Here is a 16,879-nt window from a genome sequence, read left to right as displayed (position 1 = left end):
CAGCACCCAGCCGCGCGGCCGTAGCGATCCGTGGCGACGAGCCAGCGAGCAACAGGCTCCTCCTGCGCTACCAGCCTTGCCGGCTCACTGACCTTCGGCGGCGCCGTCCAGCCCGCGCAGTTCGTCGCACTCGTCGCGCAGCCCGCCAAGCTCAAGGCACAGGCGAACGCTATCCATATTCCGAACGGTCGCATCGATATCACCCCGCTTCTGGTAGGCCGCAACTGTGTCCTTCAGGGCAGCAAAACGGCCATCGCTCCTGCCCTTGGAATAGCCGGCAGCAAGCAGGGCAGCGGCTACAGCGACCGCCGCGCCAAGCCGCCACAGCCACGCCGTCACGACTGCTCGCGCCTAGCCTGGGCCTCGCTGTCGCTGGAAAGGACCGCAGGACGCGGGCGCATCCATATGTTGACGACGATGATGGTGAGCGTGACCAGCGGCATGTATTTGGCCGGTACGACCTCGCCCCAGTTGTAGCCGGCGAGCGCGGAGACGATTTCCGGCAGGACGACGACGGCGGCGGCGGCGGTGTTGAACAGCCATGTGCGCCAGCGTTTAATGACCTTCAGCATTATGGAACCTCCATTGAAGGCCCCAAATTACCGGCGCTCAGTTGAGCGGGCGAACTCACATGCCCGCTACGTTGAACCCGCCTGTCATTGCAAACTTAAATACCAGCCCGAGGAACATGGCGAAAACAATCCAAATCGCCTTGACGATGTGTCCGTTCAGCTTGTCGACGCCATTTTGAATGCGCTGCAAGGCGGCATTGATATGAGGTTTTTGCGCCTCCAGAACTGTCACGCGTTCTTGCACCCCGTTTATCCTCCCATGGAGTTTTTCAATCTCCGAGCGAACAACTTCATCCATATTCCACTAGCCCCAAAGCCTCAACTTCTGCGGGAATATAGCGGCGTTCGGTTGACCGGTTCACTGGCATAGCGGCCGAGAGACCGGCTGCATACCTAATCAAACAGTGGAGAAAGTACGCCTTTCAATACAGGGACGGTCACTCGCAGGTGCGCAGGCAGAAACACATGAACACCGTCTGCCGGGTATTCTCCAGGGTGATCGGCCGGGTTTCCCCAGGCGCCCCTCAAATCGATAAACCCGACCCCGCGCGCTGCCGCTATAAATTGAAGTTGCGCGTCGTAATTGTCCAAGTTCGGATACAGACTTGCCTTAGCAGCTGCGGTAGGTTTAACCAGCGTCATTAAATAGATAATGGTATCGGGCGATCCGGCTTGAACCGCATCAATGATTCCATTGAGGTTAGACGCGGATAGCGACAGCGTCATGTTTTCAGGCGGCGTGCTTTGGTAGGGGGCATATGCGTCGTTAATAAATTCTATCAACAGGACTTTCGGCTTCAGGTTAATAACCGGCTGAATGTTGGAAATGCCCCAGTTGGACGACTGAGCGCTTTTGCCCATGGCCAAGGCCCGAACGCGACTTCTCTTCCCCTCCTGCAATGCACGCTGGAGATATGCTACCCAACCCCTAGAGAACGTGTCCGTGGTCAGGCTCGYACCCATGACGACTACATCAAAAATGCTAGACATCAGACATACTCGTCACGGAGATCAAGCCATCCCGAGGTGACGATAGTCACCTTGTTGGATGCAGAGTTGTTGTTCGAGCCGACGTAAATCCGCCCTACAGCATCGGTCCAAATCGACCCTATGAAGTTTCCAAAGCGGGTCTCCGTTGGTTTGAAACAAGCAAGATCACTAGCTGTCGGAACACCGACATCAGGGTCGCGCGCAATCAGCCAAAAATCTGCACCAACATTATCGAGAAGCATACGCCCTTTCCAGAGCCGTTTGATCCCGCAATTATTGAGTACGATTGCGAGCTGTATTGAAGTCAGAGCCATATCGGTTGCAACAGTGATTGCGGACTTGTACTCAAATTCCCCGTTTGCTCTCCATGTGCCTTGGTAAATCTGCGCCAGATCGTTGGTCTGTATTATCCCAATTCGACGACGCTGCGTGAACCCGGCAGGCATCAACGGCGCTGTGGGGGACGTACTCGCCAGAAGATCGACAACGCTGGTGGTCGGGTTCCGTATCACAAAGACATGATACGCCGTGTAGGCGGCAACAGCCCCGGTATCCAAGCACCCATTGTTGGCGCCAGCAGCCCAGTTGGCGGAAATCGACTTGGCCAAGCTGGAGACGAGGACGATATCTATAAGATTGTTTTTATCTCGCCCTGCGCCGGAAGAGACATCGAAGCGGGTTGTCGGGGTGCCTACGTTATTGGAGATCACCAATCCTGAAATTGATTTTGCAACCCCGTTAGGGACGTAAGACGCTGCCCGGTCCGCCTCAGTGGTCGCAAGGTCCGCCTTCTCCGTAGCGAGTTCTGCTCGCCCTGCCGAGGTAATTGCCGCTGCTTCTGCCGCGCCCACCTGAGCAGGAACTGCCAAAATTTCGGCCTCGATCGCGGCAACTGCGGTCACGTTCGCGGCGATGCCGGCGACAACATCCACAGCGTCAGCACTGTCAGCAAGGCGAAGAACGCCCGCGATCACGTCGTTGAGCGCTGAAGCATCGGCGCTAACCGGTATCTGGATTGCGCGTTCTAAGCCCTCAGCCAGTTTCTGATCGCGCATCGCAGCGAGGTCTAGACCCCGCTCTACCGTCTCAGCGTAGTAAGCGCCCTGGTTTTCGAGGTCGATCTGCTGCGTGAACGGCGGGTTTGGAATGATCGTGATCGTCTCGCCGGTCACAGGCGCAACGTTCAGAATGATCGAGCCGCCTGCTAGAGCGCCCACGCCTGTAACCGCGTAATCTGCCAGCGTCAGCAAGGTTTCGACGCCGCCGACAGTCTTCACAACGATGAGATGCGCCATGTCCAGTATGCGGAATTCATAGTCGAAGTTAACCGTCGAGCCGTTGCCAATGTACGGGCCGGATTTGTTGATGGTGCTGGAAACGGTCATTGTGCGCCCATGATGAGTAGGGTGTGATTTCCGCCACACCCTACTCGCCGATGGTTGCCCCGCTGAACGACGCTATTTCTTCGATCGACCCATCAGGTATTCTATCACCGACACGTCATCACCTTCCAGTTCGCGCCACGCGCCGTCGATGATCCGGTTCGTCTGCGATGACGGAAGACGCGTCAGCATCCCGGTCAGGTTCACGACGGACTTAACCAGCGCCTTATCAACCTCGCCCTGCCCTGCCTGCTTCAGTGGCGCCCAGACGGTATCGAGGATCGAGGCATAGGTTCCAGCCTGGAACCCCTGAGACAGGCCAGCAACGTCGCGAACGACCGGCAGGCCAGCCACGAACGTCTTTGCCGCCTCCATGGCGATCGTTGCGGCGATGTTGTCGTCATCGTCCCCGTCATCGTCATCGAACGCCTCTTTCACCAACGCCAGAGCAGCCGCCTCGCCTGCCAGGAGCAGAGCCATGTCCAAGGCGTAGGACGTGGCAGCTCCAACCGACACAGGCTCAGCCCGAAGGCCCTGCGTCCGCTCGACGATCAGGTTCATCTTGGCGAAGAAGTACGAGCCGAGCGTCGTCAGCAGTGTCACGAACGGGTTTTGACGCATCGTCTGCGACAGCGTTCCGCGTTCGATGCCCGACCGATCCGACCAGATGCCCGAGCCCTGCGAGCGCTGGACTGTCATGTCCGCGAAATGGGCCGCTTTCACCTCGTCGTTCTTGAACTGCTTCATGCCCTTCTGGAACGCAGCCGCCCACGTGGGGACGTCGACGACATAGAACTGCGTGTACGTAATCCCGGCCATGCCAAACGGGATAATGTAGTCGTCCATCGCTGTCCTGATCTTGCCGGCCGTCGGACTTGCGATATTCGACTGAGCGACCGCGTCCATCAGGTCTTTGTTGAACGTCTGTCTGCGCTCCCACATCATACGCGACCGAGCCAGGACATCATTCGTCATCGCGGCCGGGTTCTGAACATACCGCATCGTCTGATAGGCGAGGTTCTTCTTGCCGACGACGACGGCCGACTGCATCAGGCCGAGCGGCTGGAGCAGGATCGTCTTGAGGTTCAGCGCGAGCTTGGAATAGGTGAACCCACTGCGGACGAACTGCACCGAGCGCGCTAGGCCCGACCCAGACGAAACCTGCCCGCTTGCCGCGTCCTGCACCCATAGCTTCAGCATCTTGTACTGAGCATCCAGGCCGGCGCCGATCATGGCCTGCTCAACCTTGCCGTTGGTCAGGATGCGCCACGTGTTTACGACGGGCTCAGAGAAAGCCAGATCGTGGATCACCTCGTTTGCATGCTGGGCGATGACGCTGACATCTAGCGCCAGGGATTGCTTGATGTGCTCCCCGCGCGCCTTCAGATGGCCGTTCTTCGTCTGCGCCGACGAGAAGCCCGACGACATCATCGAATTCAGGATATCCGCGTCACTGTCGCCAGACGAGAACAACGCGCCGCCTAGCCGCCCCTCGTACTTGATCGGGTAGTAGCCGCCGCGCAACGTCATGCCGGCAATCTCGACCGGGGCAGGATCGACCCACGTCGGCTCCACACCACGGATGCGGCGATCGCGTTCGGCAATCTTCGGCCGGAACGAATTGATGTAATCCCACACCGACTGCACGAATTTCGCATCGCGCGCGTCGAGCAGGCCCTTGACCGCGTCGACCTGATCCGGCGTCAGGTGCATGAGCGCGTTCTTGTTGGTCAGACGCGCAAGGTTGCCCTCGTTGCCCATGTTCAGCGCCATGGCGATCAGGTTCCACTTGGAGAACGACTGCCCGCCGAGTTCGGGGATCACCATGCGAACCGCCATGCGGCGCTGCTCGTCCTCAGAATAGACCGAATACAGATCGAGGATCTTGTCGGTCGCCTCCTTGCGCATGTCGCGTTCGGCATAGGCGGCGGCATCCATATCGGACTTCAGCGTCTCATACACGACGCCCATGTCCTCACGCCCGTCGAGTTGACGCAGGATCGTCGTCGACGATTGCAACGTCGAGATGTACCCCGACACAAACTCGCGCGCCTTGGTGGTGGCGCGATCATCCTTCACCCAATGGATCGGCTGGCCCTTGACGTTCTCGCCGATCGCACGCGCCACGTCTGCCGTGGCCTCCTCGAACTCGCGCTTCCGCTTGTTGATGAGCATCTGGCCTTTCATCCGGGCCGTGTGCTCGATGTTCTTCAGGCTGTCGACGACGCCGCGCAGATGCTCGACCGGCAGCGACCGATAGTTGACGACACGCGCATCATCGAGAACAGACTGGGGAATTGCGAGCTCGTTCGCGCGGCCATCTGCCGTCATCCGCTCGACATAGGCCAGCAGGCCAGCACGGCGATCGACCTTGGCGCCCGATACCTTGCGGAATTCGTAGCCGTAAATGATCGCCTCGATCGCCTCGACATAGTCCCCGGCCAGCGAAGCCTCGCCCATGCGCTTGCGGCCCGAGCGGATTTTCTTGGTGGCCTTCTCCAGCTTAGCGACCAGCTTTTCAGCAGCCTCGACCTCGTCGGCAACCCGGCGAGCTTCAGAATACAAGGCGTGGTTCAGCAGTTGGCGGCGCTTAGCCTCGACCAGCTTGGCGGCGTTCTCATTGTATCGGCCGGTCGTATCGTTCGCCCGTTCGATCTGGGGCGGCACAGCGGCCACGCCCGATGCGTTCTCAGCCCGAACGGCAGCGCGGGCCTTTACGGCGACACGACGACGGGCTGCGGTCATCCACATGCCGGTGCGCGTGACCGACGACGCCAGCCTTTCAGCCTCCTCGCCCGCCTTTCGTTCTGCAGCGAGGTAACGGTTCGCGTTCACCGCATCACGGACCTTGGCCCGGCTCAGCGTCTGGCGCGCAATCTCGCGCGCCTCCTTGTGCGTCAGGCCACGATCCGAGCCCGACACCTCGACCAGCGCCTTGAGTTCCAAGGCCAGCGCCTGGGCGCGCTTGTCGCCATGCACTGCATCCAGCGCCGCCGCCTCTACCGTCCCATCGCGCAGCACATCGCCATGGCGCTCGAACATCACGCGGTCAGTCTGACCCTCAATGGCCTGCTTGCGGGGCGGCGCCTGCTCCAGCGCCTTCACCATCTCGTCGCCAGAGCCGAAGCCGAAGACGCCGGCAGCATCGTCGGGATCAAGCCCGCCCTCGACCGAGTAAACCGTCTGCTTGCCGCGCGGGAGCGTCTTCAGTACGCCAGCGCCGTAGCGGTCGACCAAGATGTCTTTCGACAGCCGAATGTCGCCCATAGGCTCGGGCGCTGCATCACCGAACCATCGGCGATTGCCCATCCACTCGATCGCCCGATAGACACGCTGCGCGCTCACATCAAGCTCAACCTCGTCGCGAACCTTGGCCCGTTCCTCGCGATACCACTTTTCGCGCTCGCGCTTGATCGGCGCCATGGTTTCAGCCAGGAGCTTCGCATGTGCCTCGTCGATCGACTGATCGCGAAGCTTTAAGAAAGCGGCGTAATCTTCGGGCGATAGGCCCATTTCCTCCGCCGTCGCGAATACCGGAGCGCTGTCCGCCGACTGCTGCCGTGCCGCCGCGATCTGCTCATCTGTGGCGAGCATGCGGTCGAACACCGCGCGCAGATCATCGGACGGCGTGACGTTCAGGCCGGCCAGCTTCTTGTAAATTGAGAGCAGCCATGCGCGGAACTTCTCGAACGCACCACGGAGTTCAATCGAAGGCGCCTTGCCCTCCAGAAGATACGCCTCGAATGCGCGAGCCCACTGCTCCTGCAAGCCGACATCGACGGCGGCGTCCTTCATCAGATCGCCGGTCGAGCCGTTTTCGAGGGCAGAAACCACGTCTTCCGGTGCGATCTTGACATCAGGCATCACACGCATTGCGTCTTTCGCAACAGCGTCCGCGTTCGAAAGCCACCAGCTTTTGACCGCAGCATAATCCGCGCCGCTGGCGAGTTCGCCGCGCGCCGCAAGGTCCTGCATGACCGTCAGGAAGTAGTGACCGCTTTCGTGGATGAACGTGCTGAGATCGGCCGATTTGAACAGCGATATGACGCTGTCGCCGTTGCCGACGCCGGCAAGCGGGAACTGGACCGAGCCGCGATTTCCGCGAACGTCGCCGGACTGCGCATAGCCGGCGTCTGGAGCGGCGACCGACATAGCCTTGAACGCCTCGCCGGGCTCATCGGTGCGCACAATGATTACCTTGTCCGCAGGAACGTCGGAGGTCCACCAAGGCGCATCAACGTCATCGCCGCGCCTGCGCAGGACATCTCGCGTCTGGACGTTGCGGGCCTCGACCTCGCCGGCAATCCGTCTGTAGTGCTCGAACCGCGCTGCATTAACCAGCCGGCGCTTCTCATCTTCGATCGCGACGGATATTTCGTCTAGGCGCGCATCGTCGTTTGAATCGGCGAAGGCTTCCCAATCCTTCACCAACTGGTCGATCCGGCTTTGATGGGCCTTGACCTTCTCGCCATCGTAGACTTCGCCCATGTTCGGACTGCCGCCCGTGGCGAACCCCTCAATGTTTTGGACCGCATGAGCGACCTCATGAAGGAGGATCGATAGAGCCTCTTCAACGCTACGGCCACGCACTTCAATCCGGTTGACAGCATTCTCGAATGAGCCGCCACGGTCTTTCATGGCGGGGTCGATAGTCATCGATGTCCAGTAGTTGGCGAGTTTAGGATACGCCCCAAATAGCTTTGGGTGATCCAGAACGTCGCTCAGATTTCCCGATGGAGCGGCCATCTTGCCGCGAAGCTTGTCGATAAAACCCATGCGGATTTTCGCGTCAGCGTCACTGATTTCAAACCGCCAACGGCCGTCAGGCCCGACGAAAAACCCGGTAGCGTCATAGATATCGTCCCGGGATGCGCGGGCGTCTTGCATATCCTGAGCGCGCATAAGGCCGGCGCGGTCCAGCCCATCGGCGCGCGATCCCGCAAACTGCCCATACCGCCGCACCTCGACCGCCTGGTCAGCTTCGATCGCCGCGCGTATCGCGTCGTCGGCATCGTCCAGAGACACACCCAGGCTCGACAGGTACTGTTCGATCTGATCCGCATCGGCGTCCGGTTCGGCGGGCTTGGCCTGATCGATGGAGAAATTCTGCAAGCCCCCCAACTCGGCGTCGATCGCCTCCCACAGCGCGGCGCCAATATCCGGCACCTGCCCGCCAGTCGCCAGGGCTTCCTTATACGCCATGACGGCCGGCTGATCGGCCATGAACCCGGCTTCGATCGCAGCCAAGGCAACGTCGTCGGGACCGTGCTTCTTGCCGCCGTCCGCGCCGAATAGCGACTTCATGCCATCAGTCAGCGACTTGCGAGCGAGACGGAGCTTCTTCTTGCCGCGACCGCGATCAATCACCTCAGCATCACGCGCACGCAACTCGCCGCCGCGATCCGAGATGCCGCCGTAATCGGCGATGAATTCGAGCAACGACTGGCGCCGATCGACGGCGACCGACTTCTGCGCCCGCGCTTCTGCCAGCGTCCGCGTCAACGCATCGACGTTCTTCAACTGCAAACCCTGCGGAACATCGCCGCGCACTTGGGGTAGCGGGTAGCGCGCAAGGAATTCCTCAGTCGTCAGGCCAGAGCGCTCGGCCATGACGCGGTAGAACGCCGGATAGAGCATCGCCTCGCTGGTCGCGACATCGGTCGAGCGGCCGGCAACACGCAGGCGAGAAACCATGTCGTCATAAATCAGAGCCTCAAACGAACGATACTGCTCGTCATCCTGCCTCATGCGCTCGGCTTCCTCGAAAGCCTCCTGCATCGCATCTTCGGCCCGCTCGTTAAATTCGCGGGCCTCGCGCGCCGTCATCTCATCAGGCGTGAACCGCGCATTCTCGATAAGGAACGCGTCATGATCCGACCCGGCCATCTTCGCGGCATAAGTCGCGGTCGGGATTTGCAAATCGCCGCCCGTCGCCAGCGCGGTCCTGAGATCGTCAGCATTCACGCCGTCGAGTTCGTCGGCCAGCGCGAAAGGATCGACGCCCGCGCCTTGGAAATATTCAATGAACTGATCGGCCGGCACATACATGTTTTCGACCGGGCCGTTCGCCGTGGCGCGGGCGACGAAATCGCGGAACGCATCTGGCATGCGGCCACGGAGGACCGACCCGGTGGCGCCGCCAGCAAGCTCCTTGATCTCCGTTTCGCGAGCCTCAGCCTGTTTCGCGGCGCGGCGGTCGCTGGTGAACTTGCGGCCCGCAATGCCCATGTCGACCGGCGTCGTCGCGAGTTCGGCGAAACCTTCCGCCAAGATTTCGTTCCAGTCGATTTCCTGCCCCGCCGCCAGCCGCGCCGCGTACTCGCCCGACGATCCGAAAATCATCTGGGTCACGCCCTGGGCCAGCGCCTCGACGAACGGATTGCCCGCCAGAGTGCGGCCGGCGATGCCACCCGAGAACATATCGAACGCGCCGATGATCGACCCACGGATTACACCGCGATCCGCCGCGTCCTTCATCAAGGTCGGATCGGCGATGAGGCGCTGAACGTCTTCGGGCTTGCCGAGGTCGATGCCCTTTTCGTCAAGGAACTCGGCCGGCGACGTGAAGCGCTCAGTCGCGTAGGAGCCGGCGCCAAGAACACCGATGCCGACGCCAGGGTTGCGCGTGGCAACAGTAGCAGCCAGCGCGGCAGCAATCTGCGGCGCGCTCTCCCCAGCCGTCTCCAGCGCCCAGGACAGGCCACCGAGCGGGTTGCTGGCGAACGCCTTGCTGAAGTTGGCAAAGGCATCCCCCAGGCCAGCGCCGTCGACCATGGCCTCTTTCTCGAACGATGTCGCGATCTGGGATTTCGGGATCGCGGCGAGAGCTTCGCGGCTTGCCTTCAGGTTCCCCGCGAACTGTTCTGCCGCAGTCGCGTCGTCAGCGCCGATCAGATCGGCATAACGCGCGTCGATGTATCGACCGGATGCAGAGACCAGATCGGACAGGTTCACCCACGCCTTTTGATCTCCCTGCGACGTGCTGATCGTGTCGCGCTCGCCTTCGAGGAGATCGCCGAACGACTTCGACCTATCGTTTGCGCGGCCCGCCGTCTGTTCGAGCATGAACTGATTGCCGGCCTGTCCGATACGCTGAGCCGCACGCTTGCCCGCATTCGCAGCGCCGCGCCCGAAGCCTTCGAACCATGACAGGCTATCGAGATCGTCGCGAGCCAGCGCTGCATTGTCGGGCTTGCGGAGCCATTCGGCCAGCATTGGCGAGGATGACAACAGCGTTGCGTTTTTCTTGCTCTCTATCTGCTGCTGGAAAATCGAACGGTTTTCCGTCACCAGAGACAGCGGCGGAACGGGCTTGCCCGTCGCCTTCGCGTACTCGTTTGCAAGCTGCATATCGCCCGCCGTTTCGTCGGGCTGGACGTTAATCGTTTCGAGCACTATCCCTGCCGACGCAGCGGTTGACTGTTGCTGCTTCGACTTCCATGCATCATAGTCCGCGAGATTATCCATAAGGGTGGTGTTCCTATGCAAGCCAAACAATTGAGTAGAAGCCGGGCGGCTGGACGGTTTTTGCTCTACACGTTCGCGCTACCTGTTCTGTTCTTGGTGTTCGCGTTCATTTACGGGTCCATCCTGAACTACTGAGCCAAGACGAAAGCCTCGTATTCAGCGACGATTTCATCCTCGCTAGGCTTGCGGCCAAGCTCGGTTTCGAGCCGCGTCGAAATCCCGCGCCGTAGGTCAGCCGGGATATCCGAGTATTCGACAGCGACATCGACGGTCAGCCCGTCGCCGATCTTGCCGGCCTCGAACAAGAAGCCGCCTCGCTCCGATGTCGCCGACCATGGCGTCTTGGTCGGGTTCCACATCGATTTTTCTTCTTGGATCACGACCGGCAGGAGCATGCGGTTGATCATCGACTGAATGTCGATCTGCGTCGGGTTGCGCTGCTCGACCTTCTTGAATTCCTGCATCTGGCGCGACAGCGCATTATTGAACTCGGCCACGCGCGCAGCTTGTGTTTGACGCACAGTGCCGCTCAGTCCGGCCGTGCTGATGCCTAGTGCCTCAAGCTGCGTCTGAGCCTGGGAGAACGCTGCGGTGATCGTCATGCCGTCCTCGCGCGCCTTGCGCTCATCGGTGAGCGCAGACTGGCGCCATCCGTTCACCTGCTTCCAATCCTCGTCGCTGAGGCGGTCGCGGTACTTGAACATGTCGATGTCGGTGAACGCGCCGGGGTCTTCGGCATACATCGACTGCAGATCGTACAGCGTCCGATCGTCGGTCTTCGGTTGGCCACCCTTTGCCCTCGCCTCGAAATACGACCACAGGCCCGACATCTCCTCGCGGCCAAGCTGCGCGCGGATTTCGGCCGGGATCGCGTCGGGGCTCGTTCCACCGTCGACGAAACCGAATGCCTGGGTCTTCAGGGCCTCTGCCTGGGCCTTGGCCTGGGCCTCGCGCACGGAGGTGATCGCCTTGATCCGCTGCATAGTGGCATCGCGGACGGACGGGTTGCTGATGCCGTCAAGGAACGCAGTCGGGTCAGCCGACACGGCGACACCGCTCGCCTTAGACATGCGTGCCGCGAACTGGGCATTCGTCAGCTTGGCGATACCTTCCCACGTCGGCGCGAGGCCATTGCGGACGTCGGAGTACCGGCCAGCATCGAGATCGCCCTGAAGGTCGCGACCGGTGCGCGATTTGTAATCCGCCTGGGCGAGCCACCACGCGCCGCGATCCTGATTTTCAGGGGAGAAGTCTTTGGCGCCGATCGCCGAAGCCGTGCGGTCCCATGTGCCTTTCACGAACTGATAGCGGCCAGCAGCGGTCGAGGTGCCGCCAGCACCTTTCTGGCGAGGGTGATCCGAGAAGTCCGAGAATTTCGAGCCGCCGTTGATGGTGCGGTAATCCGGGCTTTCCGTTCCGGCGATGACGCCAAGCAACGAGTATGCGGGGTTCGGCAAATCTGCCGCCGCGAATTTCGTAGACGGCACCTTTCCGCCGTCGAAGAACTCGTTCGTGTATCGCTTCGCCTCCTCCTCAATCACCAGCGGCGCAAACACGCCATCGAGATCAGTCTGATGCGGGCCGGTCAGCATGCTCTTGTTGTCGGCCGCGTACTTCTTGGCAGCGACCGGGTCAGTCTGCGCAACGCGCAGTGCGATGTTCTTGTGAACGCCCGAGATGTATTCCATCTCTCGGTTTTTCAGCGTGTCGGCGTCCCAGCCCTGCAGATCGGCCATAGACCGCAACTCGGCCTGACCCGCCGCAATATTCTTATTCACAAGCGCCGGGTTCTGGTAGCCGGCAAGGGCATCCTCCGCGAACGTGTCAATGCGAGAGGTCGACGCTTCAGCGAACCACTTCTTCCGCGACTGAGCCGTGTGAACGATCGACTGATCCAGCGACGAGTTCACGCGCGCCTGTGACGCCTGCGAATACTTCTTCTGCGCAGACGGCGACAGACCCTCGCCAAGCTCGCGGCGCTTGTCGGCGAGGCGCTTTTCATAATCGGAGCGGCCGGCGACGGCCGACTTCCCCTCAAGCGTCATGAAGCCGTTTTCACCGTACTTGGCTTCACGGTCCCATGCGGCAAGCTCGTTGTCGCGCTCCTTCGCCTCAGTGATATCCTCAAGCTCGCGCACCTGGGCCATTGCAGCGCCCATCTGGTTGACACCAGCCGCAAGCCCCTGCATGCCACGCCCAACGGCTGCGCCCATGTCGTCGGCGCTCGCGTTGACGCTGACGCCCTGTTGATGGATTGGCCGGTCGGCAACCGTGCGCTGGTACTGAGGAACGACAGGCATTAGTTAATGCTCCCGATACCAGTTTTCGGCGTCTTATAATCTTTCCATGCCCCACCGGCACCGCCGAGCACGGTTCCGGCCGCGCCGAGATACCCGCCCGCCTTTGCGGCCTTGGCGTTCATCCGGTTCAAGTTGGCGTCGGCGCGGCCGTTCACGGCCTGCACTTCGTAATCATGGGCCTCGCGGTTGGCGTTACGTCGCACGGTCAGCGCGTCGAGTTCGCCGAGGACGGCCGTGTCGACGATCGTGTCGAGCGGCGAGCCGAATGTGAGGTCGACGCCGTTCGCGGCCATCGACGCCTGCTGTCGGCCTTTCAACTGGGCGATTTCCTGGCGCTTATTCTGCTCCTCGATCGCACCGCGTTCGAGCGCATCCTTCGCCCGACGATCCGACAGGGTCGCGTTCATCTCGGATACCTGGGCGTTGTACTTCGCAGCCGAGGCGGCAGCATTGCCCTGCTGGACCTGCCCCGCCGCGCCGAGCAGGGTCGAGCCCAGGGTCAAAGCTAACATCAGATCGCACATGTCAGCGCCTCATTTCGAACAGCCGGAACATTTCACCATTGACGCCGAGAGGCGCCGGGCTGGACAATTCGAAGCCCATCCAGCGCAGCCAGCGTTTGGAAACCTCGTTCCGGTCATCAACGACGTTTCTCAGCACTGCATACCGCTGCAATAGTTGTTCTCTCCAATCGATCGATTGGCGGAGGAACACTCGGAAATGACGCTCGACCGCATCGCTCCCAAGCAACCAGGGCGCGCCGGTCAGGGTCAGGATGTTGAGATCGCCGACACCGAACATCACTTCAGGGGTTCCGTTGATCAGCCCTGTCCACGCGCTTGACGATTTCTGCAGTGATCTTTCGAGGGCTTCAGTCGGAGAGACGCCCGAAGCTGCCAGAACTTCATCGCGATCCGCGTGACGCATCCGCTCCGCAATGGTCGCGATATGCGTTGCATCGGCCGGAAGATACGAGACATCACAGCCCCAACGTGACATCGGGCATTACCGCGAGGATCGTCATAGGCAGGGGGTCGAATTGCTTGACGACGACACTGCCGCCATCGGTCCATGCCGGCATGAGGGTGGTGGCCAGATCGCCGGTAAACGCCTGAATGGCCTCGTCCCAAGCCTCAGTCGAGCGCTGCTTGTACTCAGCCATTTTACCGCTATCGCGAGAATAGTCGCCGCTGCCGAGCCAGATGCCGCGCGTCTTCTCAACACGCAACGTCACATTCGAAACGGATTTCTTGCGGCCCTGCACGGTGCCGAGCCCCTTCACCTGCCCGAGGTCGAGATCGAGCGTCTTCAACGTCGCCTCGTAGGGTAGACCCGCGTGGATGGTCGATGCCGCATTGGGCAGCGTGACGGCGCCAGTGACGGGATCGGCGGTGAGATTACGAACGACGTTGCCGTCAGCCAGGGCAACGACCGCCTTGCCTTTCAAGTGAGGCAGGTAGATCGTGCTTATTGGCGCGCCGGAATAGGAAATGCCGCTGTCGACAAAGAACGCATCCTTCACGTTCTCGAATGCCCGAGAGTGCAAACGTTCGATGTAGCGCTTGTTGACGCCGCCAATCTTACGCTTGACGATGAAGTAGGGAACGTCCTCGCGCCCCTCGCCGATGACGGTCACGTCTTCGAAAACCCCGTCAGTCTCGTGGCGCGTCCACGCCCAAACGTCATGCTCCTTCATGTAGGTGAGCGACCGCAGCGAGCCGTCGTCCAACACAACCCAGACGATCGAATGAGGCGCCTGCGCATACGCCCACGCCTTGATTTCGCGATCCTCGAACAGGTGCCGCGCCAGGATCGTCAGGTCTTTGCCTGTGAAGCTGTCTTCGGCAAACTCATAGGAGAAATCGCGAACCACGCCGCCGCGCTCCTGGGCGAACAGGATCGTGTTGCCGACGACGATCGGCTGCACCTCAGCCGCGCCGCGATAGCCTTGGTTCTTAATCACGGTCTGGCCGGGCGACAGGTACTCGTTCGAGCCGCCTGATATGACCCATTCCGCGCCAGACGTCAGAGCCATCAGGCCGCGCACCTGTAGCAGCGACCTGATCTCATTCACCTGCCGCGAACGAATGCGAAATTCGAACGCATCGCTTGCCTTGCGTGGGCTTGAATAGCCGAAATTCTCATAGTTCGCAGATTGGGATAGCCAGCAGGCTTGCGGGTTGCTCAGCGTCGAGGCGAATGCCAACCGCTGATCGACGAACGTCGAGCATCGCGGATAGTTGCCGGCGCCGACGAAGGGGTTGCGCGCGGTTTGCGGCGTGTCGGACAGATCAGCGACGATGTTCTCATCATCGAACAGCAATGCGGAAGTGCCACCAATGTATCCATAGACGCCGTTGTCCAGCTTGTAGACGATGTAACGCGCAGCCCCTGCAACCGCGCTCCATGTGATCCGGTTGATGTTCCCCGCAATGGCGAGGTTGTTCAGGCAGACGGCCTGCGCAGATTGAATGCTTTCCTCGCCTGTCGCATCGCTGACCGCAGCGACCACATAGCGGTATCCGGTCACGCCCGATCCAATTTGGGCCACCGCCGCAACGCCAGTCGGAGCGGACATGGACGGCGCGAAGGTCACGGTCGCAACCGTCCAGTTGTTATCGGCGAGGCGACCGAGCTTTCTCGGTGGATAGTTTACGTGGGTGAGATACATCACGTCCGCTTCTTGCGTCTGGACGAGATCACCCAAATGAATGTCGGAATAGGTCGTTACGAGTTCATACGGCGTCGAGCCGCCAGTCAGAACCAAGCCGCCGTTCTTGTAGACGCGCATGTAGGCATGGCCGAACTCAAGGATGTAGGATTGTTCGGTGTTGAACTGGAAGGGAACCAGCCGCGTCGGGCGCCCGCTGTCCTTGACCTCGCCCACGAATTCCAGCCCGGCCCGGTTGGATGCGCCTCCGTGCGGATGAATGAACAGATTGAGCGCCGACTTGAGCCCCGAGCCATATTTGGCCAGATCAACGCGAGCCCAAAGCGCCGGGGATAGTTCGCCGCCAGTAAACGCCGGCTGGTATGCGCGCAAATCAGGCATCAGTCAGCCTCATCAGGCAGGCGAAGAAGCTTGAGCTTCGCGCGTTCCATGTCCCATACGACGGTTCCGCCATCGGCAACCGAGGAGGCGAAATATTCCTCGCCGTCCTTATCGATGCCTATGACGACGACGCGCGACATCCGGCCGATCGCTTTCTGCAACACGCGATCAGGATCGAGATCGAGTGTGGTGATAACCGGCAAGTCGACTACGTCGCCCACTACGACCTCGCTTCCATCATCTCGGAGGGATAATCGGAGGTCTCGCGGACCTCGTTGGCATCAGCCGCAGCCGCTTCGTTCTGCATTTTCGTGGCAAGCTGGAACGCGTCGGCGCGGATTTTGGGATCACGCGTAACCGGCATAGCGAGCCGAACGGCGAGATGCCACGCGAGCGCGTCGACAAACAGCGGCGGGAATTTCGTCACATCGTCGACCCGCCATGTGTAGTCGAGGAACGCGGGAGACAGATCGCAGAATACCGTCGTCCCTTCGATGTCGTAGGGATAGCCGCCAGCGACGGCGCCATCGGCATACGGCAGATAGTCGAGGTGCGTTTCGTCGGTGACACGTCGGACCTTCAGGCAGTCTGTCGGGCGCTTGTAGGCATAGAGCCAGCGCTTGCCCTTTGTGTTGGTGATCTCGGCAAGCGAGCCGGTCTTGCGCGCGAACCGCCACGGAAAGACCTGAAGCAGCGTGTCGCGAGAATGCTCGTAGAACTGTTTGCACAGCCGAGCCTCGACGCTCCCCTCGTCCAAGTCCTGAATGTTTTCCTTGGCGAGGTTCGACAGGGCCAGATTGCAAATCGATACGACGGAGGTCATTGGTCATCACCGTAGAGGATTGACGCAGTGTCCTTGCCGTCTGGCGCGGCCTCGAAAGCCGCCTCGATGATTTCAAGGTCGAGGCTACCGCCGCCGCTGATGCTGTCGCTTTTCGAGCGGACGCGCACCTTTGCGACCATCTGCAACTCATCGCCCGCCTGCGATCGGCTCAAGCCCATCGCGCTCATCTGCTCCTTGTCGAGGTAGATGGACGGGTAGTATTTCTCGTTAGACGGTTTGTCCGAAACGACGGACGGCTCGCTATAGCTCTTGCCGAGGTCCTGCATCTTCAT

At 60.8% G+C, this 16,879-nt stretch carries 13 protein-coding genes; all 13 read right to left on the bottom strand.

The annotated features are described in order from the left end of the window. Positions 1–84: 84 nt before the first annotated feature. Positions 85–339 carry a hypothetical protein gene (locus AC1DLV_RS15760; RefSeq protein WP_476800996.1) on the bottom strand — a complete coding sequence of 85 codons (255 nt, stop codon included), beginning with the start codon at positions 337–339 and terminating at the stop codon, positions 85–87. After that, positions 336–572 (bottom strand): hypothetical protein, encoded by a 237-nt coding sequence (locus AC1DLV_RS15755; protein ID WP_476800997.1) that lies wholly within the window; start codon positions 570–572, stop codon positions 336–338. Before AC1DLV_RS15755 ends, AC1DLV_RS15760 begins: the two co-directional genes overlap by 4 nt. Before the next feature lie 55 nt (positions 573–627). After that, positions 628–870, bottom strand: coding sequence for a hypothetical protein (locus AC1DLV_RS15750; RefSeq protein WP_476800998.1), 243 nt, complete (start codon positions 868–870; stop codon positions 628–630). A gap of 95 nt (positions 871–965) precedes the next feature. Further along, positions 966–1,535 carry an SGNH/GDSL hydrolase family protein gene (locus tag AC1DLV_RS15745; protein ID WP_476836193.1) on the bottom strand — a complete coding sequence of 190 codons (570 nt, stop codon included), beginning with the start codon at positions 1,533–1,535 and terminating at the stop codon, positions 966–968. A 26-nt stretch (positions 1,536–1,561) separates the two neighbouring features. Further along, complete coding sequence (locus AC1DLV_RS15740) at positions 1,562–2,947, bottom strand: hypothetical protein (protein WP_476801000.1); 1,386 nt, start codon at positions 2,945–2,947, stop codon at positions 1,562–1,564. Positions 2,948–3,019: 72 nt separating this feature from the next. After that, the gene (locus AC1DLV_RS15735) at positions 3,020–10,411 is read right to left on the bottom strand and encodes an LPD23 domain-containing protein (RefSeq protein WP_476801001.1); all 7,392 of its coding nucleotides are present in this window, start codon (positions 10,409–10,411) and stop codon (positions 3,020–3,022) included. A 128-nt stretch (positions 10,412–10,539) separates the two neighbouring features. Further along, positions 10,540–12,711 (bottom strand): lysozyme family protein, encoded by a 2,172-nt coding sequence (locus AC1DLV_RS15730; RefSeq protein WP_476801002.1) that lies wholly within the window; start codon positions 12,709–12,711, stop codon positions 10,540–10,542. After that, positions 12,711–13,235, bottom strand: a complete 525-nt coding sequence (locus tag AC1DLV_RS15725; protein WP_476801003.1) for a virion core protein, T7 gp14 family — start codon at positions 13,233–13,235, stop codon at positions 12,711–12,713. Before AC1DLV_RS15725 ends, AC1DLV_RS15730 begins: the two co-directional genes overlap by 1 nt. A gap of 1 nt (position 13,236) precedes the next feature. After that, positions 13,237–13,710 carry a hypothetical protein gene (locus AC1DLV_RS15720; RefSeq protein ID WP_476801004.1) on the bottom strand — a complete coding sequence of 158 codons (474 nt, stop codon included), beginning with the start codon at positions 13,708–13,710 and terminating at the stop codon, positions 13,237–13,239. Further along, positions 13,691–15,763, bottom strand: coding sequence for a phage tail protein (locus AC1DLV_RS15715; RefSeq protein ID WP_476801005.1), 2,073 nt, complete (start codon positions 15,761–15,763; stop codon positions 13,691–13,693). Before AC1DLV_RS15715 ends, AC1DLV_RS15720 begins: the two co-directional genes overlap by 20 nt. Further along, positions 15,763–15,984 (bottom strand): hypothetical protein, encoded by a 222-nt coding sequence (locus AC1DLV_RS15710; RefSeq protein ID WP_476801006.1) that lies wholly within the window; start codon positions 15,982–15,984, stop codon positions 15,763–15,765. The genes AC1DLV_RS15715 and AC1DLV_RS15710 overlap by 1 nt, the downstream gene beginning before the upstream one ends. After that, entirely contained in the window at positions 15,984–16,586 is a 603-nt protein-coding gene (locus tag AC1DLV_RS15705; protein ID WP_476801007.1) for a phage connector family protein, read from the bottom strand. Before AC1DLV_RS15705 ends, AC1DLV_RS15710 begins: the two co-directional genes overlap by 1 nt. After that, positions 16,583–16,879 (bottom strand): hypothetical protein, encoded by a 297-nt coding sequence (locus AC1DLV_RS15700; RefSeq protein WP_476801008.1) that lies wholly within the window; start codon positions 16,877–16,879, stop codon positions 16,583–16,585. Before AC1DLV_RS15700 ends, AC1DLV_RS15705 begins: the two co-directional genes overlap by 4 nt.

This window comes from Aminobacter sp. 01T433, assembly GCF_056398585.1.
This window is presented reverse-complemented; position numbering and strand designations above follow the sequence as displayed.